This window comes from Halobacteriovorax sp. HLS (genome assembly GCF_004006665.1).
Lineage (GTDB): Bacteria > Bdellovibrionota > Bacteriovoracia > Bacteriovoracales > Bacteriovoracaceae > Halobacteriovorax.
Window position 1 is genome coordinate 17,457 of sequence record NZ_QOCL01000004.1, and the last position, 22,662, is coordinate 40,118.

Genomic DNA, 22,662 nt, shown 5'->3' on the forward strand with positions numbered 1-22,662 from the left:
TTTCCTATGCAAAAATATTTTTACCACTAAAGTAAGAAGGAATTTCTTTTCCCATTACATATAATATTGTTGGAGAAACATCCATAAGTGCATGTTCACCAGGGTTAATTTTGTAATCACATTCTTTTAGACTTGGATGGAAAACACAAAAAGGCACTAAAGAATTAGTGTGAGAAGTGTGAGGAGAACCATCTTCGTAGGCCATTTGATCACTATTTCCATGATCGGCGGTTAAAAGTAGAGTTACATTTTCTTTTTCACACTTTTCTAATAATTTTTCTACACACTTGTCTAATGTTTCTACTGCTTTTACAGCAGCTTCAAAGTTTCCAGTATGTCCAACCATATCCGAATTTGCAAAATTAACTAGATAGAACTTAATTGACTCATCTTCTAGTTTCTCCAGTAGCTTATCTGTTACCTTGTATGCACTCATCTGAGGCATTTGGTCATAAGTACTTACTTCTTTTGGAGATGGGATTAAAAAGTGTTCCTCATTTGGAAATGTCTCTTTCTTACCTCCATTGAAGAAGAATGTTACGTGAGCGTATTTTTCAGTTTCTGCGATCTTAAATTGTTTCAGACCCAGTGATGAGACGTATTCCGACATAACTCCTGATAGCTTCTCTTTATCAAAGAGAATAGGAAGCTGGACTTCATCAGGAATGTATGGAGTCATACATAAGAAGTAATGTGGAATAAAGGTTCTTTCAAACTCTTTAAATTTAGGATCATTAAAACATAGAGATAGTTGAATAGCTCTGTCAGGTCTAAAGTTTATGAAGAAGATTGAATCCCCATCTTTCATGGCGCCACTTTTATCTAGTAGCGCAGGTGTTATGAATTCATCAAAGCGACCTTCTTGATATTCATTTTCTAGGTATTCAATAGGTGAGAGCTCGGAGATTTTTGCATTTGCTGTAAATGTATCATAGCAAAGTTTTATCTTTTCCCATCTTCTATCTCTATCCATTCCTACTGAGCGTCCTTGAATCGAAGCAAACGTAAAATTAGGAATTGTTAATAAGTCTTGAATATATTTTGCTCCAACATCTCTAGCTGTGTCTCTTCCATCCATGAAAGCATGAAAGAAAACTTCTAAATCACCCTCACTATTTAAGGCCTCAATTGTATGCTTAATATGATTGATATGTGAGTGAACTCCACCATCTGAGAGAAGACCCATTATATGGATACGTTTATTTGATTTTCTCGCGGCCTGCTTTAATTCTTTTATTTTTTCAAGTTCATGAAACTTTCCAGCTTCAATTGATTCATTGATTCTCACAAGGTCTTGTCTAACAGGTCTTCCGGCCCCTAGGTTCATATGGCCAACTTCAGAGTTGCCAATGACTCCTTTAGGTAATCCAACTTTTACGCCGCCAGCTTCAATCTTAGTAAAAGGATATTGCTTAAAGAGCTTGTCTAGATTTGGTGTATCTGCGGCCTTTATAGCATTCTTGTAATCACTATCATTAATGCCGTATCCGTCTAAGATAACCAGTAAGGCCCTATCACTAAGGTTTTTTATAGATTTCAAAAAGTTCTCCTGTAGTTTTAAACAGATTCTACAATATTAATATGTATAGGTAAGGCCAAAAGAAGTGTCAAAAACATTCGTCTTAGCTGAAGATTTCCATGACTTAATGCTTTGTGTAGCGTCGAAGTCTATAGATAGACCTTTAATATATTGAAATCGGTAGCTTAAGTAAGCGCTTAGTAAGAACTCAGAGTAACTAAGATCAGCATTAGCATTCGTGTTCATAATGAAGGAGCTATACGCAAATAGGGTAAATCTTCTATTAAACGTAGTATAGTTACTTGCTGTAAGGGAGTATGCCATAGAGTTACTTGAGTAAAATTCCCCTTCTTCAATTTGAGAAACCTTTGCTGAGTAAGATGGAGAAAAATAGATAGTATTCCAAAAAGGTGTGTAGGAGATGATCAGAGACTTTGTAATCCTTGCTGTTTGCTCAAATTCATATTGAAGTACTTCAATAGGAATTTGATAACTTAATGTTCCAGATTTTAAATTATAAATATATTCAGCACTAAGTTCCGTAAAAGTATTATTCTTTTTGTGTCCACTCATTTGATCAATGGGAGTATATGTCTGTCTATAGTCAAGGCCAAATCTTAATAGAGATTTCTCAAAATTATCATATCTCAAAGAAAATGCACCTCCCATAACTCTTTCATCAAGAGCAATTAAGAGAGGATCATTATATGTTAAATCACTAAAACGAAAGCTGCTCACAAAAGAGAAGTTTCCATAATGTTTACTTGAAAAGAGGACATCAAGATTTGCCTTGTTAAAGTTTGCAGATTTTTTTCCATACACTGAAGGGTCTAGAGTCTCGAGCTGAATATCTGTTAGGGAATTAACATTAGAGTTATATCCATAATCGTAGCCAAATTTAAATGTAAAGTATGGAATGGTAATACCTCTAATATATAAATTAGCAAATTGCTTTAAAGAGGTTTCCGCACTCGGATCAAGAGAAATTGACTTTAAGAAAATCATTCCAGCTTCAGTATGACCATCACGAATTAAACTATCAGCGAGTAGGTAGTTAATATTTTGAAGATCTGCCCCAGGATTACCTTTTGTAAATTCTTCTTTGGCCGCGTTGAAGTTTTGAATCGCCTCTTGATAGTTATCGAGCTTTGAACTTGTAAGACCTAGAAAGTACTTACTAGAAGCTAAGTCATAGCGAAAGCGCTCACAAACTCTAAAAAACTTATATGCGTGCATGTATAATTGCTTTTGAAAGTCTTTGTTATTCTCAAAGCTCTCAGCAATTGCGAGATAGGTCTTTCCTATTTCCATATAGACTTCAAGGGCCTGAGTTGACGGTACAGAGATAGACTTTAAAAGTTTATTAAGTGAATCAATATTCTTTTGTAAAATAATTTTCTTACCGTCTATAGGGTGAACTTTCTTAATTATATAATAGTAGACTCGCATCGCTTTGGAGTTATTGCCCTTTTCTAAATGTAGCTTTGCTAGAAAGTAGTAAGTCGGAATATGAAAGTTGTCTTTATCCATATTCATCTTTATAAGTTCAAAGGCCTTATCAAAGTCTTTATCTGTAATTGCTAGCTCAATCTTAGCTAGCCGAACTTCTTGGATTTCTTGAATAGGAGTAAGAGCAAATACTTGATTCGTTAGAAAGAGTAAAATTGCTAGTTTTAGAAAAAAAGCCATAAAGAGTCATTATTAAAGTAATTCTAATAAAAATAATAACTTAGTATCAATTTTATATGTACTGGGAATCAATTCCCTTATTTTATTTATAACAAGTAGTATCAGGTACTTGTGAGTTAGGTGACCCAAAAAGATGGAGGTTTTTTCTCAAGTATTTCGTTAAGTTTCCGATAATATGTTGTGATCCCTAATCACGGTAGAATCAACTAGAAGACATATCTTTAAACCTCAAGGAGAGGAAGATGAAGACCTTTATACTTACACTCTTTTTATTTGCATTAAGTTTGAGCTCTCTTTCTCTTGAATCAATTGGTCGCGTTGTAAAAATTCACGGAGACGTCCTAAACCATTATGAAGGTGCAGAGCTTTCGCTAAAAAAGGGTGATCATCTCTATGTTGGAGCGAAGCTTGTTAGTGGAAAGAGAAGTTTTATCAAAATTATGATGAAGGATGACACAATCTTTCAACTTGGACCTAATTCTGAGTTCTCATTAGAGAAGTTTGAATTCAAATCTAAGTCTGAAAGAGAGGCCGTATATAATTTGGCGAAAGGGAAACTAAGAAGCCTTTTCACTGTAAAAGCACCAACAAGGAGTCTTAAGATAAAGACTCCTACAGCTTCAATGGGAGTTAGAGGAACAGAAATTCTCTCTGATGTTTATAAGTTAGAAGGAAAGATCACAACAGATATCGCTCTTCTTTCTGGCTCTCTTGAAGTCCAGGCCAAAGGTGTAACTAAGAAGATCATGATGCAGCCAGGATTTGTATATAAATCTTCTCTTGGTAACTCCATTGATAAAATTGCTGTTAGAGGTGAAATGAGAAGAATGGACCGAAGAGTATTTGCAAGGGCCAAGAGCTCAAAAGATATTAAGAACGTTTTTCTAAGTGATGTAAGATCAAGTGTTGATGCTAAATTAACAAAGGGAATTAAGTTCGAAACGACTCCTGAAAAAACAAAAGAAGAGCAAATCAGAGTACCTGCAACTAACGATCTAAAGCCGCAGATGAATAAAGAAGAGTCGAGCAGGCCTAGTAATAAAATGAATCAACATATAAAACCACAAACAATGGATATCAAAACTCGGCCAGCAATTGATGAAGGTTCATCTATTAAATTCATGGATAAGAACAAATTGAAGTCAAAGTTGATTAGAGAAAATACTCTTATTAGGAAGACTCAATTTGATTCAACTAATTTTAAGATTGATCAAAGAAGTCTGCCTGCACCAAAGCCTATAGCCCCGACTGACACTAAGCCTGATGCAGGAACTATTACTGATCCTGTTAGCGGACAAACTAGCACCCCATAAGTACATAGGCCTTCAAATGAAGGCCTTTCGTCTCATCTTTGATAGCGACTAAATTCTTCACACTAATAAATAAATATAATGATAAATTGTCTAAACTTTAGTCACCGTACAGTTTTCTATACTCTAGTCACCTCATAAGTACTTAATTCTTAGTACTTAATTTTGGCACTCATATTGCTCTATTAATAAGTGAACAAAACTTATTCGTTAATACGGAGGATAGAGATATGAAACTTAAAACGGCTTTGCATTTTTTGGTGGCTGCCTTAATTGCTTTTGGAGTTACTTCTTGTGGAAGTGATAAAAATAAAACTGATTCTGGTGCGATAGTTAATACGACCCCAATTACTGGAACTATTAATGCTAATCCAGGTCAGGGAGCACTAACGAGAGATGAATTTTATAATGAAGTTGCTAATAATCGCTTTGATGAAGGAAGTGAGCCAGGATTATATTCATTTCCAAAAAACTCAACTTCAGGTTCTAACTTTAACTTCGATTTTTGTTGGGGTTATCAAGACTGTATGCAGCAGCAATTAGAAAAGTCTCAAGCTCAGGTAAATTATGCTTATTGGAGATTTTTAGAAAGCGACAGCGAAACAATTTATAGAAACTTTACGGCCAATGGTCTTACTTATACTGCACCGGCAAGTGATGATATGTTTGGTAATACTATGTCTAGTCTTAGATCAGGACTACTGACAATTATCAGTAACGCATCAAGTGTAGAGAAGTATGATTCATACTATGGAGGATTTACTAGAGTGACTTCAACAACTAGTAATGGGACAGTTGATATTTCTCCTTACTTTGGAGGAAATAACTCAAGCTATCAGCAGCGCTCAAAGGTCTTCAGATTTAGATTTAATAATAAGTACTATATTATTGATCTAACAAAATCATTAATTAAAAACCCGACTGCGGTTTACTAATAAAAAGGAGAGCAATAAGCTCTCCTTTTTTTTGTCTACTTTTTCCACTGCCTAGAATTTCCAAAATGACATATAATAAATTGGTATTAATTTTAAAAGGATTTAGAATATGGCCCAATTTAAAACAGATCTTCAAGATATCTATTTTAACTTATTTAACGTAAATAAAGTTCAAGATCATTCAACTGATCTAGGAATAGATGACCTAAAGGATATTATCTCTCAATTTAATAAGTTCACTGAAAATGAAATCTATCCAACGAGAATGAAAGGGGATGAAGAAGGCGTTAAGATTGTTGATGGAAAGGTTATTGTTCCTGAGTGCTTTCACAGTCCTAATAAGCAATTTTATGAAAATGGTTGGTATGCTCTAGGTTACCCTGAAGATATCGGAGGAATGCCTGCACCACATGCTGTTTCTATTACTTGCAACTCAATTGCGATTGGAGCGAATGTAGCTTTCTCAATGTATTACGGACTTACTAGAGGGGCCATGAATGTGATTCATCAAGTTGGTACACAGGCGCAAAAAGACTTATACGTTCCAAAGATGATGTCTGGTGAATGGGGTGGGACAATGTGTCTTACTGAAGCCGGAGCAGGGTCTGATGTTGGAGCTGCACAAAGTACTGCGACTCCGATTGAAGGTGGAAAGTATTCAATAAAGGGTGTAAAAATATTTATTTCTTCTGGAGAGAGTGATCTCTATGAAAATAATATTCACCTCGTTCTAGCTAAAACGCCGAATGCGCCAAAAGGATCGAAAGGCCTTTCACTATTTATTGTTCCAAGATTTAATATTGAAAATGGTAGTAGCAATAATGTTACATGTACCAAGATAGAAGAAAAGATGGGGATTCATGCTTCGGCAACTTGTGAATTAACATTTGGTCAAGATGGGGAATGTGTAGGAGAGCTCATTGGAGAAGAGTTTGCTGGTATGGCAAATATGTTCATTATGATGAATGAAGCGAGACTTCTTTGTGGATTACAAGGAGAGTCTCAGGCCAATTTGGCATATATGCTAACTGAACAATATGCCAGAGAAAGAGTTCAGTTTGGAACTGAAATCTGTAATCTTCCAGATGTCAGAAGACTACTTTTAAAAATGAGAGCGCTATCTAGAGGAATGAGGGCCCTAACTCTATACACGGGTAATCTCTTTGATTTAGAACATACTGATGAAATAGCGGCCAAAGAGATTGCTCTACTAACTCCAATTTGTAAGGCCTATTGTTCGGATGAAGGTTTCAATGTTGCAGTTGATGCAGTTCAGGTTCACGGTGGCTATGGTTTTTGTACAGAGTATGGAGTAGAGCAATTTATCAGAGACACGAAGATTGCAAGTATTTATGAAGGTACTAATGGAATTCAAGCAATCGATTTTGTAACGAGAAAAATTTTAAAAGATAAGGCGCAGACTTTCTTTGCTGTTGGTAAGAAGATTCAAGCTGTTATGGAAACTCCTGAAGCAAAAGAGTTTACTCATGAAACTTCGATGATTGGAAAGTCGATGGAAATGTCTGAGGAGATATTGAAAAGATTTTCTAAAATGGTTGCAGAGAAAAAGGAGTTAGATATACTTTCTCACTCTACTGACTTTCTCAATTACTGTGGAAATCTAGTTGTTGCTTGGATGCTTCTAGAGCACGCCGTTCTAGCAAAAAAAGAGATGGCCACGGAATGTAGTGAAGAAGAGAAGAAATATTACCAGTCTAAAATAGTCGACTTTAAGATCTTTTGTCAGTACCAGCTTGTCAAAAATATTGGTATAGGCAATAGCATATTAAATTTTGAAAATAACTTAATGAAACTAGAGCTTTAGGGCAATTAGTGTTAAGATGTGTTTTGTATTATTTTGAACTAGGGAAATATGGATTCATCAGAATTTGATACATTTATCGAGCAGTTTAATGAGTCAACTCATGGAAGCTCCGACTATGATAAAGATGAGTTCTTTGTTCGTATTGGTAATACTGGAATCTATGCTCCTTTGAAGTTTTTACAAAAGAAAATCAAAGGAATAGAGTCAACTTCTCTCATTTTAAAAAAAGGTTTTGTTTGTGACTCTCTAGAGTTATTTGAATTAGAAGCTTTTAGTAAATGGTTTGAGAAACAATTTTCAAGAAAATTAAAGCGTGCCCAGGCCAAGAAAATTTCTATTCTGGGTATGCCTGATAATAAATCAATTCTAGATGCTGTTGAAACAGTGAATAAATGTTACCAAATTCTTAGAAGCCAGCAGATTTTAGTGAATGGAAAGAAGCTGCCTGTGCAACTTGGAGAATGGTACGCAAAATGTATCTTTGGATTACATCAAAAAAAATCAACTTCTCAAAGAGGATTTGATTTTTACTTTGATGGAACAAAGAGGGTTGAAGTCATTGTTCACTGGGGGGATCATTCTTCTCCTAAGGGCGTTAAGATCAGAAAGAGTCTCGTTGAATTAAGTGAGTACTGCATTATTGTTTATGTGGCAAAGAACTTTATGATTAGAGAAATTTGTTTTCTAGATTGTGAATTTATAACTAGAAAGTTTTCCGGAAAAGGTCATACACTCTTTCTCAAAGATAGTGATATAGGACCTTACTTCTTTTCTAGATCAGATAAGCATACAGATAAGGTTATGAGTTCAAATACTTTATTGAAGTACTCTACGCCTAATATGGCGATGAAGCTTGTTGATAGATTTAGTACTGAGTAAAGCTTTATCTAATCTCGTATTTTAGCATCCTACATTCAATTCCACCGTTAAAGAAAACTTTTCTCATCGATGTTTGAAGAGAAATCGCCTTTCTTAGTTCAGGTTCACTAGTTAGAAGATAGCATCTATAACCTTTATAATTGGCCTTAAAGTTTTCACCGAGGTCATGGTAAAGGGCGACAAGGTCAGTTTCTTGGCCAATTCTTTCTCCGTAAGGAGGATTGGTCATAACAATTCCTGGAGCTTCTTCAAATGGCATTAACTTAGTGGCATCTCCTTGTGTCAGTTCAACTAAGTCATCAGGAAACAGAGCGTATCTCAGTGAGCTTCTAGCAATATTGAGAGATTTGTCTGATAGGTCATTTCCAAAGAATTGACCCGCTGGTAATTCGTCAACACGTGCTTGCCCTTCTTTGAGTAAGAAATTTGCATAATCTATTAACTTTTGATCAAGGTTTTCTTTTCTAAACCATAGGTGATTTTGAAAATCATAAACGGTACTTCCCGAAGATAGAGCATTTAGCTTTAACCAACTTCCAGGAAGTTTTGCAGCTTGATATAGAGCTTCAATTAATAGAGTCCCTGATCCACACATTGGATCAATGAATATATCTTCTTGGCTATTCCAGTCTGAGCTTTGAATCATTGCTGCTGCAAGATTCTCTCTTAATGGAGCTTCATGTCCTCTTGGTCTATAACCTCTATTACTTAGAGGGTTGCCACATAAATCAAGGTAAATTCTATTGTACCAACCCTTTTGACCTTCTATGCCTTCAATTCTTTGAAGAATGGAAATATCTGGCGAGTCTTTTGATATATTAGGTCTTGCCCCAACATTTTCTCTGAAGCTATCAACGATAGCATCTTTTAATCTTAAAGATTGAACCATAGAGTTTTTGAAAAACTTTGAAGCATCTTTATCAAATAAAGTTGAAATTTTAAATGTTTGATTTAGTTCAAATATATGATGCCACCACTTATCTTTTGCCATTGAGAAGTGGTCTTCGTCGTTGAAAAATTTATACTGATGTATTTCTTGGAAAACTCTACTTGCAAGTCTTGTATTTAAAATGAACTCGACAAGATTCCAACTCTTTGCTTGGAAACGAATTCCTCCCGTGAACTCTTGAAATCCAGATGCACCATATTCTTTAAGCTCTTCTTGAATAAGTTCTTCCATTCCTGTTGGGCAAGAAGCAAAGTACCATTTCTGATCTTTCTTAGATTGATATGGAGCGACCTTTTTAGATGCTTTCTTTTTTTCTTTAAAAGGTTTTTTAAATTTTTTCTGATCGTTCATTGTTAATTCCTGTCGTCCCAAAATAGTTTGGCCTTATTTAGAAGTTCTTTATAGCTGTCACTCATGAGAGGATTGAGCTTTCCTTCTTTGAATCTCTTTATTCTCCAGCGAGAAATGGATAAGAGCCCAAGTACTATGGCCGAATTTAAGTTCTCTTTTTCTATTGAACAAAGAGGTCTTATTTCTTCATAACCCTTTAAGTAAGAGTTAATTAAGTTCTTATTAATTCTATCCTTTTCAAGACAGGTTCCAGAAATAGAGATACCTAGGTCAAATAAGTATTCTCCATAGCCAGCCTGTTCAAAGTCCAAAATTACTGCAAGATGATTCGCATCAAATAAAGTATTATCGTAATAGAGATCACCGTGGATAATACCTTTTTCTAATGTTAGAGCATTAAAGGCATCTAGAGACTCTGGAAAGAAGTATTCAACAATTTCTTTAAAGTCTTCTGGACACCTATCAGTTTTAATATACTCAGCTATCTCAACACCACCGAAACCAACTTCGTTGTGAGCTCTCACTTTTGTTTCATCTACTTTTACTTTGTGTAGCCGAGCAAGTCCTCTTCCAATTTCAAAACAAGTTTGATCACATGGTCCTGGAGCAATTCCTTCAACAAATGGATAAAGCACTCCAAAGAAGTCTTTCCATGTGTAGACAGTTTTATTCTCTATCGTTGTAAAGGGAGTGAGGGATAATTCAAAATTTTCATTATGCAGTAGCATGAGGATATCTTGCTCTTTTTCAAGATCCCCTTGACCTTTGTCATTTGAAACTTTCAGTAGGTACTTACTGTCGTTTGAGACAACTAAGTAGTTCGAATTAGAGATTCCAAGTGATAAAGATTTAAGCTCAGATGCAGGACCAAGAGCATAGATCTCAAGTATTTCACTTGCGTCATTTATGCTTAATTTAGTGTAGTCTCCCACAGTGTGTCCTTTTTGCGTTGTGTCCTAATGTCGAATAGGCCACTTTTTATCTTTTTTCAAGTGTTTGGTCAATCTAATGGGTAAAGGTTTCTTGCTCCAACGGTCTCCTAAGTGTTATATTATTCGAGATTTTTACATAAATATTCTGGAGGATTAAATGGAATTTACTGACTACAAAGTAAAAGATATCTCTCTTGCCGATTGGGGAAGAAAGGAAATACAAATCGCTGAATCTGAAATGCCAGGTTTAATGTCTTTAAGAGCTGAGTTTGGAGCTTCTAAACCACTTAAGGGTGCGAAAATCGCTGGTTGTCTTCACATGACTATTCAGACAGCAGTACTTATTGAGACTCTAGTTGAACTAGGTGCAGAAGTAAGATGGTCTTCTTGTAATATCTTCTCTACTCAGGATCACGCTGCTGCTGCAATCGCTGCTGCAGGAATTCCTGTTTTTGCTTGGAAAGGTCTAAGCGACGAAGAATTTGATTGGTGTATTGAAAAAACACTTAAATGGGCAGACGGTACTTCTTTAAATATGATTCTTGACGATGGTGGTGATCTTACAAATATGGTTCACGACAAGTTCCCGGAAATGATTGAAGCAATCAAAGGTCTTTCTGAAGAAACAACTACTGGTGTTCATAGACTTTATGAAAGAGTTGAAAAAGGTACTTTAAAAATGCCTGCTATCAATATCAATGATTCTGTAACTAAGTCTAAGTTTGATAACCTTTACGGTTGTAGAGAGTCACTAGTTGACGGTATCAAAAGAGCAACTGATGTTATGATTGCTGGTAAGGTTTGTGTCGTTGCTGGTTACGGTGATGTTGGGAAAGGTTCAGCTCAGTCACTTAAAGGACTTGGTGGTCGTGTAATCGTAACTGAAATTGATCCAATCTGTGCTCTTCAAGCTTCTATGGAAGGTTTTGAAGTAATGCCAATGAATGATGCTGCTAAAATTGGTGATATCTTTGTAACAACTACAGGTTGTTATGATGTTCTTAATGCAAATCATATTGATATGATGAAAGACAATGCAATTATTTCAAATATCGGTCACTTTGATAATGAAATTGACGTAGCTCACTTAAATAAAAACTATGACAAAGTAAATATCAAGCCTCAGGTTGATCAGTATATTGCAAAAGATGGAAGAAGACTTATTCTTCTTGCTGAAGGCCGTCTAGTTAACCTAGGTTGTGCAACAGGACACCCTTCATTTGTTATGTCTAACTCATTTACTAACCAAGTAATGGCGCAAATGGAGCTTTGGGATAACTCTGATAAGTACGAAAATAAAGTTTATATGCTTCCTAAGCATTTAGATGAAAAGGTAGCAAGACTTCACCTTGAAAGAGTTGGTGTAAGACTTGATACTCTTTCTCAATCTCAGGCGGATTACTTAAGTGTTCCTGTAGAAGGACCTTATAAGCCAAATCACTACAGATACTAAACGCGTGCGGCATGACCTGCTTTTAGCAGGTCATCTGACGCTCCGTTAGCCCCTCGTATTTAAAGCAAGTTTTGTGAATAGGCTACAGGGGCAAATCACCCTGATTGGAAAATTATGAAACTATTTATTGGCTGCGATCACGCTGCATTCGAAGAAAAAGAAGAGCTTAAAAACTACCTTGTTGAGAAAGGTTATGAGATTGGTGATGTCGGTACTCATGAAAATGAAAGATGTGACTATCCAGACTTTGCTAGTGCCCTTGCTATAGGTGTTGCTCACGAAAATGTTAAAGGAATCCTCCTATGCGGATCTGGTATAGGTGTTTCAATGGTCGCTAATAAGTATAAGGGGATTAGGGCCGCTTTATGTAGAAGTACAACGGATGCTAGACTTTCAGTTGAGCACAATAACTCCAATGTTCTTTGTGTTGGAGCGAGAATCAATACAATGGAAGAAATCAAAGAGATTACGCAGGCATGGTTAAGTGCTGAATTTCAAAATGGACGACATGCTCATAGAGTAGAGATGTTCAATTCTATTGGTGAGGATATTTAATGATTACTTTAGAAAGAGTGATGTACGTATTCGTCTTTATTGTTGCTGTAATTGGTGTGGTTTCTTCTAATACAAACTTAACTTGGTATGAAGGCTTTTATGTAAAAGAAGATGGTATCGTTGAGTGGTTAACAGTTATTGGTCTTCTAGTTGGAGCTATTGCTTGCTTCTATAGAGCTAAAATCTTAAAACCTTTTCGAGCACCATTATTTATAGTTTGTACTATTTTCTTAGGTTTGATTTTTCTTTTTGGAGTGGGTGAAGAGATTTCATGGGGGCAGAGAATATTCAATATTCAATCTTCAGAATTTTTCTTAAAAAATAACTCCCAAGGAGAGACGAATCTTCACAATCTTGTAATAGGTGAGACCAGAATTAATAAGTTGGTCTTTGGTACGATTTTGGGGATTTTAGTTGGAACATATTTTTTAATTCTTCCTGTTTTGTATAGAAAGGTCTCAAAAATAAAAAATCTAATTGATAAGATGGCCATTCCTCTTCCAAAGAATTTTCATATTGTAGCCTATCTCATTCTAGTGGGGCTTACTGAATTGATTGCAGGTGGCAAAAAGGGAGAGATCCTAGAATTTGGTGGAGTTTGGATTTTTGTTCTAATGCTTTTTTCACCTCTAAATCGAGCTATCTTTTCTAGAAAATCTTTTGAAAGGTAATACCTGATAGAAATACTGCTGATTTGAAGAGTCATGACGAACTTATGTTTAAGAAGATAGAATTCTTAAATAGATAAAACAAGGACGTCTTATGAAAACAATCTTCTCAGTAGTATTGTTACTACTTTCTGTCTCTACGCTTGCAAGTATAAATGATTCAGATTTATCTCCTGGCCTAATAAATAAGAACTTAAAATCTCAGGACTATTTTAGAGCAGACTCTGTAGAAAGAGCTATTCTTAGACGTAACACTATTTCAGTAAGAGCTGTTTTAGTTAAAAATGGTAAAGAGCAGCTTATAGAAGGAGTTAAGTTTGATTTAACTATGGGCTCTAGGCAGAGAATTAGCTCTACACTTAATGAAGAGTTTATTTGGGAAGCTTGTGAGGCACAGAGCTCTTTTCAAGGAAGAGCAAAACTATCTCTTGAAAAGTTTCGTATTCAAAATAGAAAAGGTCGAGAGTACGAATTACTCTTTGATGGAACTTGTGGTGAGAGCTTAACTCTGAAGTTTAATTTTGACTCTCTTGGGGGAGAGTTCTTTGGAATATGGAATATCTCTAATAAAATAACTAAGAAGTTTAATGAAGAAGGTCTAGGTGATTTTCTAACGAGTAAAGTAAGAATTAGCTTCCCTGCTAATGGAGATTACTATAACGGAGTTGTAAATGTAACAAAGGGTTATCAATGGGATGTTGTAGGGCACGAAATTGGGCATGCGATTTATTCTAGAGCACGAATAGGTCGTAGTGCTGGCGGAAGCCATAGAATTGATGAGTGTTATTCCTCAGCTCTTGCTCTAAGTGAAGGCTGGGCAAGCTTTTTCTCTGCATGGGTTAGTGTTGATCTAGATGATGAAGATGCTAAATTTGAGTATATGGTACCTAGAAGGGCCCCTTTAGAAATAGAGCATGTTCCGGCCGATGTTTGTATCGGTCCAAAGAATGAGTGGAGAGTGTATTCATTCTTATGGGATCTGGTTGATTTAAATAATGATAATGAAAATATTAATATCGGATTTAGAGAGCTATGGGATATTTCGGCAGGAGTAATGCATAGAGATATTAATTCATTTAAGGATGCTCTGCTTAACAAAGGTCTAGACCCAGTTATTGTTAATATAGTTTGGGATCAAAATATATTAAATAGGTAAAAAAAAGCCGCTGTTAAAGCGGCTTTTTTATTATGAATTAAGTTTTCCAATCATCTTATAAAATCTAAGTTGTAAGACTGAAAAAAGAGCTTCGAAGATGATACCTCCGGCCATCTTAGATTCACCGTCTCTTCTTTCATAGAATATAATAGGAACTTCTTTAACACTAAGTCCTTGGCTCCAAACTTTATAATTAAGTTCAAGTTGAAAGATATAACCTTTAGAAATTATATTATCCAAGTTTAAAGACTGAAGAGCTTTTCTTGTGAAGCACTTGAATCCACCAGTTGTGTCATTAACAGGTATTCCTGTAACAAATCTTGTGTAAATAGATGCTAAGTAAGAAAGAAGTAATCTTCTAAACGGCCAATTAATAATTCTAATACCATCAATATATCTAGAACCAATAACGAGGTCATTTGTTTGAGCAGCTTCAAGTAGGTCTGGAACTTGCTTCGGATCATGTGAAAAGTCACAGTCCATTTCAAAGACAAATTCATAGTCTCTTTCTAAGGCCCATTTAAAGCCAGTTACATATGCTGTTCCTAGACCTAGTTTTCCAGTTCTTTGAATCATATGTAAATTTTCAGGAAACTTTTCTTGATATTTTTTAACCACATCGGCCGTCCCATCAGGAGAGCCATCTTCAATAATTAAAAGAGATACGCCTTTATGCATATCAAATAGTGTTGTGATCATTCTTTCAATATTGTCGATTTCATTGAAAGTAGGAATAATTATAAGTGTCTTATTAAAAGGTAACAAAGCGTTGCTCCAAAATTTAGAATTAGTTATTTATTCTTACATTTTGGGCATCTATTTAGCAATGATTCACGGTAAACATTTGCGGATTTATAGAATAGATTCATCGCTTTTTGGCCTGCGTCACTCTCAATGAGCCAAGAGATTTTCTTGATGGCTGGGTTTAGTTTTATTAAGTGCTCAACTGCAGCCGCTCCTTCTAAGATGGTGTCTCTATCAATGACTAGGTGAAGCTTTTTTTCACACTCTTCCTTACTTAGGTAGGGATGATCTATATAAATTGCATCGTTATGAAGCGACTCTATTTCTATATGTGAAGTGGATTCAAACTTTTTAATTGAATGTGCGAATCGATTGCATAGTGAGCATTCTCCATCAAATATAAGAAGTGGAGGGGGGGATTCTATAGCTTGTTGCATTTCCTTATGCCTTTGTTAAATATTAATCCTTAATATATTCCAGTCTTCTCCATCCAGAGACCTGGTATCTTCTTGAGATAATATCAAAAATAATTCTATTCTTATTATTAGAAATTTGGGCCTGATTTAATGCCTTGTCGGAACCTTCTGGAAAGTTTAGAACTGCTGTTTTTGAGTTCTTTCTCTTTTTCTTCTTATTCAGTCCAAGTCTTCGAAGTAAGTCTGATGAGCTAGATTTCTTTGAAGGTTTTTCTGAGTTTATTCCATCACCACCTGAGAAAGTTAGTACACTTGAGTTTTGTTTTCTAGAGTTAGAATTAGAGTACCTTCTTATTCCACTTGATGATCCTGTGGCCGAATTGAAGTTTGCCATATTCTTCTTCATTTCAGGAGTCATTGGAGTCGTCGCAAATTTCTTTGCAATATTTGGAGGAAGACCCATCTTCGTAAGTAAGTTGAACTCTTCTTTTTGTCTCTTATTTAAATTGGAGTTATTCTTTGGAACCTTACTATCATATTCTCTAAGTTTCGCTATAGCATTATTCAAAGTATTATTTGAGTTGTTTAAACTCTTAGCTGTTAGCTCACCTCTGGAGAGTTGTGAAAAATCTCCTAGAAGAGGAGAGTTCGCAAAAGATGTTCCACCAAACCCTTTAATTGTAGTCATAACTTTCTTATCGACACATGTATCCCTTTGAGCACAAGCACAAGCAGGGTCTTCTTTCATATTCTCATCAATACAAGTAACTCTTTCAGAAGTGACAAGAATATTTCTATTGTGGAGATCTGGCCTACAGTATTTAACATAGTCTGGCCTTTGCTTGGATGTCTCTTCTGTACAAAAACAAGTCTTATCTGTAATTGGGTTACAGTCTCCTTTTCCAGGAAGCTTATTGGCAACATCTCTTGTTTTTTGTGCATAGTCTTTGTGAGCACCTACTTGATTAGCGTAGAAGCCTGTAAGAAGAACAGAGGCAGAAAGTTTTAAAACATTGCTCCAACTTCCCCAAGCAGCTCCTCCGAAAGTCATCATGCTTACATAACAAGCAGTACCAACACCCCATCCTGCAGTTTGAATTTGAGCTGTCTTAGCACGGCTATCATGATTTTCTGCGGCCTTCAGTAGTGAGTCTTTTTGAGCAGTCTCAACACTTTGAGGTAGCATACCAATTGATTTTTGATCTGATGTAGTATTGAACATAGCGATTGCTTCAGTAGCAACAGGTATATATTTACAATAATCTTTCTGTGTTTTTTCTTTGGCTCCGTCTTCTGCTGTCTCTTTTGCAGCTTCTTCAGTTCCTTTCTTTGCAGCTTCTTCAGTTCCTTTCTTTGTAGCTTCTTCCGCACCTTCTTCTACAGCTGAGTCGAGTTCTCCGCCAACACCTCCCATACCAATAATCATAGTATAGGCCTTCGCTAGCATTCCAATCATGGAGCTTTTCATTCCGAGAACTTTTGGATCAGCTTTTTCCCCTAGACAGGCCTCTTCCGTCTCACCATCTTTAGTACATTCTTCTTCATAAATTCTTTGAACTCTTCCATCATGTATAAAGTTCTCTGAAAGATCTTTATCTTGATCTGTTAGATTAGTCGGATCATTGTCTCCGTACTTAGTATTTGTGATTGCCTGCGAGTAGATATTAGTACTCAGTAATAAGCTCAGGCAGATGATTAGCGATTTAAGTTTCATGGAGAAATTCCTTATTTCAATACTTTATAATTTTATCATGGGACTGTTTTATTACTGCATGGGAAAATGTAACCACTTAGAGGAATACTGTGATTACAGCTATTTACCATGAGTTTTGAGTGTGATAGTCTTTTGTTTAACTGCAAATAATTATTGACGTTTGACGCGCATTTTATTGATTGGTAGAACTATCTTATGACTAACAAAACACACGAAATTGAATTATCCCACTCTATGGCCCACTACTTATTAACGATACATAAGTTAAAAGAAGGTAGGGGGTTTGCGAGAGTTACTGATATTGCTAAAGATCTTAAGTTAACAAAGGGAAGCGTTTCTACCGCTTTAAATAACTTAAAGAAAAAAGGCTTTGTTACTGAAGAAGAGGATTGTAAATTCTTACTTCTGACAGATAAGGGACACGATGAGGTTCATAGAATTCTTTCTTCAAGAACTCTACTCTTTTACTTTTTAAAAGACTTTGTAGGGGTTTCTGAGGAGACGGCAGAAAGAGATTCATGTTTAATGGAGCATTTAATGAGCTCAGAAACTAGTACTAAATTCTTTGATTTTATGAAGAACTTAGCATGTACTTGCGAGCGAATATCTAAAGAGGGTGGAGAGCTTCCTAAAGGTTTTAACTTTAAAACTTCTCTGGACTTCTGTGAATTTGATTCTGCTGAGAACTTTTTCGAAAGCCAAACAGGTGATTCTCACCTTGATGAAAACTCTTAATATTATTTTTCTATTTTTCCTAACCTCTCAAGCTTTTAGTAATGACTTGAGAGGAATCTGCTTTGATCGCTCAGTATCTTTAGAGAGCGTTGTTTCGTATAGCTCTCAAATAACGGCTCCGGGAGATCGTTTTTTAAAAAACTCATCTAAGCATTGTATTGAAATTGTGGCAGATGAAAAAAGAATGGATTTATATGACAAATTCATTGGAATGAATTTTAAAATCATTAGAAGATATGGAAATACTCTTGAGTCACAAAAGAGAGAATGTCTCTTTGAGATCGAAAATATAAAAGCTCGCAATCAAAAGAAAATATCTTACGAGCTCAGTAAGAAGCCATTTGCAAACGAAGAAGTAGATTCCTCTACTAGAAAAACCACAACTGCTCTTAGAATGATGGAGTCTAAAACAGCTCAATTCCTAGTAAATGGTAATATTGTCACAATTACTTGTAGATTGAAGGCAAAGTTTGCTGAAGTCGATATTTCATTAGGATCGAAAAATACAAATGTTCTTACAACGTTGCAAATGAGTAAGAATCAAAGAGTTGATTTGGCCCAAGTTGTTGAAGACCTATCGAAGAAGAGTAGTGGTAACGAAATTTCAACTGGCAATGATCGCTATTCTGTAACTAATAAAAAAACTGTCGGAACTTTTAAAGAGCAGTTCTTTATTACTTTGAAGTAACTTTTAGGGGCGCTTCTTTTTGCGATAACTTTCTTACTTCCTTCACTTTGAAATTATAAATAGATCTAAATGCACAAAGTTCAAAGAAAAGTTGAATTTGCATAGCGATGAAACTGAATAGCGAAGTTGAGCTAGCGCCAAAAATACGTCTGCGATGAACGACTGGAATTTGTCTCATTCCTTTAGATGTCCTAGCTGCGAGAAGGCTTAAAAATACATTAGGTGAACATGTTACTGAAGGTATTTCATGAAGCATATTCTTTAGATGAGTAGATTCATATAATCTATAGGATATATCTATATCCTTCAGTGAAGTCTGATACAGAAGAGATGCGAATTTAGAAATCAAATTTGAGCAAATATCTTTTATACGAAGGCCTGAAAAATTAGCTCTGTATCCTATTTGAGTATGAAAACTATTTCTTTCTTTCCATAGTTTTAAAAAATCTAATGCTCTTAGCTCACCATTACTATCAGTATGAAATATCCATCGTGAATTAGTATTTGTAGCTTCTAATAGTCCACGCTTTAAACATTGACCGTAACCTTCATTTTGAATATCCGTTAAGACAATTGCACTATTGTCTGATGCCAGTGATCTTAAGACTCCACGAGTGTCATCTGTTGAACCACAGTTTATTGCCAAAATTTGATATTTTATCTTGTGAAAGGTTAGGACTGAGACCCACTCTTCTATAAAAGGAGCAACATTTTGTTGCTCGTTATAAAATGGAACAACTAAGCAAACTTTATCTTCTAAAATGTTATGTTTCATACTCTTCATCATTCAAGTACTATTATAATAACTTTTTAAAAATTTGATAGGATGATGCAACAATGGCAACTTCTGATTATTTCTCCGACCTAAAAGATCAGCTACTTTCCTTGGGAAAGGATAAAAAGAAGGCCTTAATATTGGCCAGCCTAAGCCTTTTCTTTCTACTCTTTTCTTATCCTATGATCAGAAGTGCCGCTGAGGCAATATTCTTAGAAAGCTATGGTGCAAAGAGCTCACCCCTTGCATGGCTATACTCTATTGTCGCTCTAAGTATTTCTATTTCGATATTTAATAAATTACAGGTTAGTAAAAGTGTTCAAACCATCTTTTGGCTAATTGGGCTTAGTACATTTGCTATATTATCAATTGCAGTATTCTTTATTAATAAGGACGTAAAACTACTCTCATATGTTTTGATTATATGGAAAGAAGTTTACATTGTTCTGATGGTTCATCTTGTCTTAGGTTATGTGAATTCTATTTTAAGCTATAAACTGGCAAAGACTATTTATGGCCCAATGGGAGCACTTGGATCAATTGGTGGAATTATAGGCGGACAGGTTACATCAAAGTATGTTGGTGCTTTGGGTGGTGCTGAAGGTGTGGCCATATTTGGTTCTGTTTTTATTGTCGTTTCATGTATCTGTTTTCAGTTAACGGGACCTAAATTCAGTAGGCTTGATGATACGAATGATAGAAAGAATGAATCACCATTACATAGTATTTTAGATGTAAAAAAGTATGTATTTTTAATCGCTCTAATTATTCTTCTTTCACAGTTTTGTATTAATCTAGCTAACTTTAAATTTAATATTATGCTTGAGAGGTTTGTTCAAACAAAAGCAGAGAAAGTTAGCTATCTGGGGAATCTCTATTCCTCCATAAATGGTGTATCACTATTTATGCAAGTCCTAGTTATTCCAGTGTTGTTTAATCTGGTAAAAAATCGCTCTATTCACTTCTTTATCCCTGTTTTCTTCTTTCTTATCTCTGGACTTGGGGTTTCTTTGGGAAGTGCGTCACTTTTTCCCGTTGCTTTGACATTCGTTATGTTTAAGGGAACTGATTATTCTCTATTTAGTGCTGCAAAGGAAATGCTTTATTTTCCATTGGTTACAAGGCAAAAATATGGCGCAAAATATGTTGTTGATATGGTAGTGTATCGTTTTGCGAAAGGGCTTATTTCCTTTTTGCTAATATTTTATCAAAGTGAAACTTTTGTTGATATATGCCTTTCAATTTGTCTAATTGTTTGGATTTTTATATTAATTCCACTGTTCATAGAACAGAAGAAAGTTTTGAAGGTTAATAAGGAGTATTTATGAACCCAATATCTAACGAGTATAAAACGGTATTTTCAACAGTACCTTTTGAAGAAATTAAAAATGAACACTATCTTCCCGCACTTGAGGAAGGAATTAAAATAGCAAAAGACAATCTTGCAAAAATTAAAGCAAACCCAGAACCGGCTACTTTTGAAAATACAATTGTTGCTTTAGAAAGGTCTGGAGATGCTGTAGATAAGGTAGCTGAAATATTTTTTAATCTCTTGTCTGCTGAAACAAATGATGAAATGCAAGAAATTGCAAAAGAGTTCTCTCCTAAGATAACTGCGTATGGGAATGACATTCTTCTAGATGCTGAACTTTTTTCTAAGGTCAAAGAGGTTTGGGAAAATAAAGATTCTTTTTCATTAGATGCGGAAGATTTAAAACTACTAGAAAAGAATTATAAATCATTTGTTAGAAATGGAGCTCTTCTTAATGAAACTCAAAAAAGTGAACTACGTAGTATCGATGAGGAGCTATCAACTCTTTCTTTAAATTTTGGTAATAATAACCTTAAAGAAACTAATAAATACGAAATGGTTCTTGAGAATGAGTCGGACCTTGCTGGTCTTCCTGATGGAGCTAAGGAAGCTGCCGCAATGATTGCTAAGGAAAAAGGATATGAAGGTAAGTGGGTAATAACTTTAGATTATCCAAGTTTGATTCCTTTTATGACTTATGCAGAAAATAGAGATTTAAGAGAAAAGTTATACCGTGCAAATACGACGAAGTCTTGCAAAGGTGATGAGCTTGATAATAAAGAAAATGTGAAGAGGTTCTCTGTACTTAGGCATAAGAGGGCAAACCTTTTAGGTTATGCTAGTCATGCTGATTTCACTTTAGAAGAAAGAATGGCCTCGACTCCTGGAAATGTTGGAGAGTTTTTGGAAAATCTACTTTCTAAATCTAAACCACATGCTCAAAATGAAATCGAAGAGTTAAAAAAGTATGTAATTGCTAATGGTGGGCCGGAAGATCTACAGAACTGGGATACTGCATTTTGGTCTGAGAAGCTTAAGAAGGAAAAGTTTAGTGTTGATGACGAAATGTTAAAACCGTACTTTAAATTAGAAAATGTTATTGATGGTGTTTTTCAAGTTGCTTCAAAGCTGTATGGCCTAAATTTTAATGAAAGATCAGATATTCAAAAGTATCACAAAGATGTGATGACTTATGAAGTTACAGACGAGTCAGGAAAGCATATTGCTGCTTTTTATGCGGATTTCTTCCCAAGAGCAACTAAAAGAAATGGTGCTTGGATGACGGCCTATAGAGGTCAGTCTAATTTTGCGGGAGAAGAAAAAAGGCCGCATATTTCTATTGTGTGTAACTTTACTAAACCTACTGAAACAAAGCCTTCTCTTTTAACATTCAATGAAGTTACAACCTTGTTTCACGAGTTTGGTCACGCCCTTCATGGTATGCTTGCTGATACAAAGTATCCAAGTCTTTCTGGAACTAGTGTATTTTGGGATTTCGTTGAGCTTCCATCCCAAATCCTGGAGAACTGGGCGTACGAACAAGAATGTCTCGCTCTATTTGCAAAGCACTATGAAACTGGGGAAGTTATTCCATCTGAGTTAGTTCAAAAAATTAAAGATTCTGCTAGCTTCCACGCTGGAATGGGAACTATGAGACAGTTAAGTTTCGCACTTTTAGATATGGCATGGCACTCTGGAGATAATTCGTCTGTTGATGATGCAGAAGCATTTGAGAAAAAAGCGATGGAATCCACAACTCTCTTGCCTAAAGTAGATGGATCTATGATGTCTACTTCATTTGGTCATATTTTTGCGGGAGGATATTCGTCAGGATATTATTCATATAAGTGGGCGGAAGTTTTAGATGCAGATGCATTTGAGCACTTTAAAGAAAATGGAATCTTTAACAGAGAGATTGCTAAAAAGTTTAAGGACAATATCCTTTCTAAAGGTGGAACAGAACATCCAATGGAACTTTATAAAAAGTTTAGAGGAGCAGAACCTACTCCGGATGCACTACTTAGAAGAAGTGGATTAATTTAAAAGTAAAAAGGAGC

At 35.4% G+C, this 22,662-nt stretch carries 20 protein-coding genes; 12 read left to right on the forward strand and 8 right to left on the reverse strand.

Annotation, left to right across the window (positions count from 1 at the left end; all coding sequences use genetic code 11):
- Positions 1 to 4: 4 nt before the first annotated feature.
- Complete coding sequence (gene gpmI / locus DPQ89_RS08370; protein WP_164848318.1) at positions 5 to 1,540, reverse strand: 2,3-bisphosphoglycerate-independent phosphoglycerate mutase; 1,536 nt, start codon at positions 1,538 to 1,540, stop codon at positions 5 to 7.
- Between the two features lie 36 nt (positions 1,541 to 1,576).
- Positions 1,577 to 3,208, reverse strand: a complete 1,632-nt coding sequence (locus tag DPQ89_RS08375) for a lipopolysaccharide assembly protein LapB (RefSeq protein WP_127716486.1) — start codon at positions 3,206 to 3,208, stop codon at positions 1,577 to 1,579.
- A gap of 242 nt (positions 3,209 to 3,450) precedes the next feature.
- On the opposite strand from DPQ89_RS08375, the gene DPQ89_RS08380 reads away from it, so the two are divergent.
- From DPQ89_RS08380 to DPQ89_RS08395, 4 genes are all read left to right on the forward strand, one after another.
- Entirely contained in the window at positions 3,451 to 4,521 is a 1,071-nt protein-coding gene (locus DPQ89_RS08380; protein ID WP_127716487.1) for a FecR domain-containing protein, read from the forward strand.
- A 227-nt stretch (positions 4,522 to 4,748) separates the two neighbouring features.
- Entirely contained in the window at positions 4,749 to 5,453 is a 705-nt protein-coding gene (locus tag DPQ89_RS08385) for a hypothetical protein (protein WP_127716488.1), read from the forward strand.
- Between the two features lie 109 nt (positions 5,454 to 5,562).
- The gene (locus DPQ89_RS08390) at positions 5,563 to 7,278 is read left to right on the forward strand and encodes an acyl-CoA dehydrogenase (RefSeq protein ID WP_127716489.1); all 1,716 of its coding nucleotides are present in this window, start codon (positions 5,563 to 5,565) and stop codon (positions 7,276 to 7,278) included.
- A 48-nt stretch (positions 7,279 to 7,326) separates the two neighbouring features.
- A complete protein-coding gene (locus tag DPQ89_RS08395; RefSeq protein ID WP_127716490.1) occupies positions 7,327 to 8,157 on the forward strand; it encodes a hypothetical protein in 831 nt (276 codons plus the stop codon).
- A gap of 4 nt (positions 8,158 to 8,161) precedes the next feature.
- Here DPQ89_RS08395 and DPQ89_RS08400 read toward each other — a convergent pair whose 3' ends face one another.
- Positions 8,162 to 9,457 carry a class I SAM-dependent RNA methyltransferase gene (locus DPQ89_RS08400; protein WP_127716491.1) on the reverse strand — a complete coding sequence of 432 codons (1,296 nt, stop codon included), beginning with the start codon at positions 9,455 to 9,457 and terminating at the stop codon, positions 8,162 to 8,164.
- 2 nt (positions 9,458 to 9,459) lie between these two features.
- Entirely contained in the window at positions 9,460 to 10,389 is a 930-nt protein-coding gene (locus DPQ89_RS08405) for a phosphotransferase (protein WP_127716492.1), read from the reverse strand.
- 157 nt (positions 10,390 to 10,546) lie between these two features.
- Between DPQ89_RS08405 and ahcY the strand changes: the two genes are divergently transcribed.
- The 4 genes from ahcY to DPQ89_RS08425 all read left to right on the forward strand — a co-directional run bounded on the left by ahcY (position 10,547) and on the right by DPQ89_RS08425 (position 14,221).
- The gene (gene ahcY, locus DPQ89_RS08410; protein WP_127716493.1) at positions 10,547 to 11,842 is read left to right on the forward strand and encodes an adenosylhomocysteinase; all 1,296 of its coding nucleotides are present in this window, start codon (positions 10,547 to 10,549) and stop codon (positions 11,840 to 11,842) included.
- A 114-nt stretch (positions 11,843 to 11,956) separates the two neighbouring features.
- Positions 11,957 to 12,397, forward strand: a complete 441-nt coding sequence (rpiB, locus tag DPQ89_RS08415) for a ribose 5-phosphate isomerase B (protein ID WP_127716494.1) — start codon at positions 11,957 to 11,959, stop codon at positions 12,395 to 12,397.
- Positions 12,397 to 13,068, forward strand: a complete 672-nt coding sequence (locus tag DPQ89_RS08420; protein ID WP_127716495.1) for a hypothetical protein — start codon at positions 12,397 to 12,399, stop codon at positions 13,066 to 13,068. Before rpiB ends, DPQ89_RS08420 begins: the two co-directional genes overlap by 1 nt.
- 91 nt (positions 13,069 to 13,159) lie before the next feature.
- Entirely contained in the window at positions 13,160 to 14,221 is a 1,062-nt protein-coding gene (locus DPQ89_RS08425; RefSeq protein ID WP_127716496.1) for a hypothetical protein, read from the forward strand.
- A 30-nt stretch (positions 14,222 to 14,251) separates the two neighbouring features.
- Here the strand turns inward: DPQ89_RS08425 and DPQ89_RS08430 are convergent, their stop codons facing one another.
- Genes DPQ89_RS08430 through DPQ89_RS08440 form a run of 3 tightly spaced genes read right to left on the reverse strand, consistent with a single transcriptional unit; the run spans position 14,252 to position 17,095 of the window.
- Positions 14,252 to 14,986, reverse strand: coding sequence for a polyprenol monophosphomannose synthase (locus tag DPQ89_RS08430; RefSeq protein WP_127716497.1), 735 nt, complete (start codon positions 14,984 to 14,986; stop codon positions 14,252 to 14,254).
- Positions 14,987 to 15,012: 26 nt separating this feature from the next.
- Entirely contained in the window at positions 15,013 to 15,402 is a 390-nt protein-coding gene (locus DPQ89_RS08435; RefSeq protein ID WP_127716498.1) for a thiol-disulfide oxidoreductase DCC family protein, read from the reverse strand.
- A 22-nt stretch (positions 15,403 to 15,424) separates the two neighbouring features.
- A complete protein-coding gene (locus tag DPQ89_RS08440) occupies positions 15,425 to 17,095 on the reverse strand; it encodes a hypothetical protein (RefSeq protein WP_127716499.1) in 1,671 nt (556 codons plus the stop codon).
- Between the two features lie 195 nt (positions 17,096 to 17,290).
- On the opposite strand from DPQ89_RS08440, the gene DPQ89_RS08445 reads away from it, so the two are divergent.
- Both DPQ89_RS08445 and DPQ89_RS08450 read left to right on the forward strand, forming a co-directional pair.
- Positions 17,291 to 17,830 (forward strand): metal-dependent transcriptional regulator, encoded by a 540-nt coding sequence (locus DPQ89_RS08445; protein ID WP_127716500.1) that lies wholly within the window; start codon positions 17,291 to 17,293, stop codon positions 17,828 to 17,830.
- Positions 17,817 to 18,518 carry a hypothetical protein gene (locus DPQ89_RS08450; RefSeq protein ID WP_127716501.1) on the forward strand — a complete coding sequence of 234 codons (702 nt, stop codon included), beginning with the start codon at positions 17,817 to 17,819 and terminating at the stop codon, positions 18,516 to 18,518. The genes DPQ89_RS08445 and DPQ89_RS08450 overlap by 14 nt, the downstream gene beginning before the upstream one ends.
- Here the strand turns inward: DPQ89_RS08450 and DPQ89_RS08455 are convergent.
- Positions 18,505 to 19,293, reverse strand: coding sequence for a glycosyltransferase (locus DPQ89_RS08455; RefSeq protein WP_164848319.1), 789 nt, complete (start codon positions 19,291 to 19,293; stop codon positions 18,505 to 18,507). The two genes, DPQ89_RS08450 and DPQ89_RS08455, sit on opposite strands and share 14 nt — an antisense overlap.
- A 62-nt stretch (positions 19,294 to 19,355) precedes the next feature.
- On the opposite strand from DPQ89_RS08455, the gene DPQ89_RS08460 reads away from it, so the two are divergent.
- Both DPQ89_RS08460 and DPQ89_RS08465 read left to right on the forward strand, forming a co-directional pair.
- The gene (locus DPQ89_RS08460; protein WP_127716503.1) at positions 19,356 to 20,621 is read left to right on the forward strand and encodes an Npt1/Npt2 family nucleotide transporter; all 1,266 of its coding nucleotides are present in this window, start codon (positions 19,356 to 19,358) and stop codon (positions 20,619 to 20,621) included.
- Complete coding sequence (locus tag DPQ89_RS08465; protein ID WP_127716504.1) at positions 20,618 to 22,648, forward strand: M3 family metallopeptidase; 2,031 nt, start codon at positions 20,618 to 20,620, stop codon at positions 22,646 to 22,648. The genes DPQ89_RS08460 and DPQ89_RS08465 overlap by 4 nt, the downstream gene beginning before the upstream one ends.
- Positions 22,649 to 22,662 lie beyond the last annotated feature (14 nt).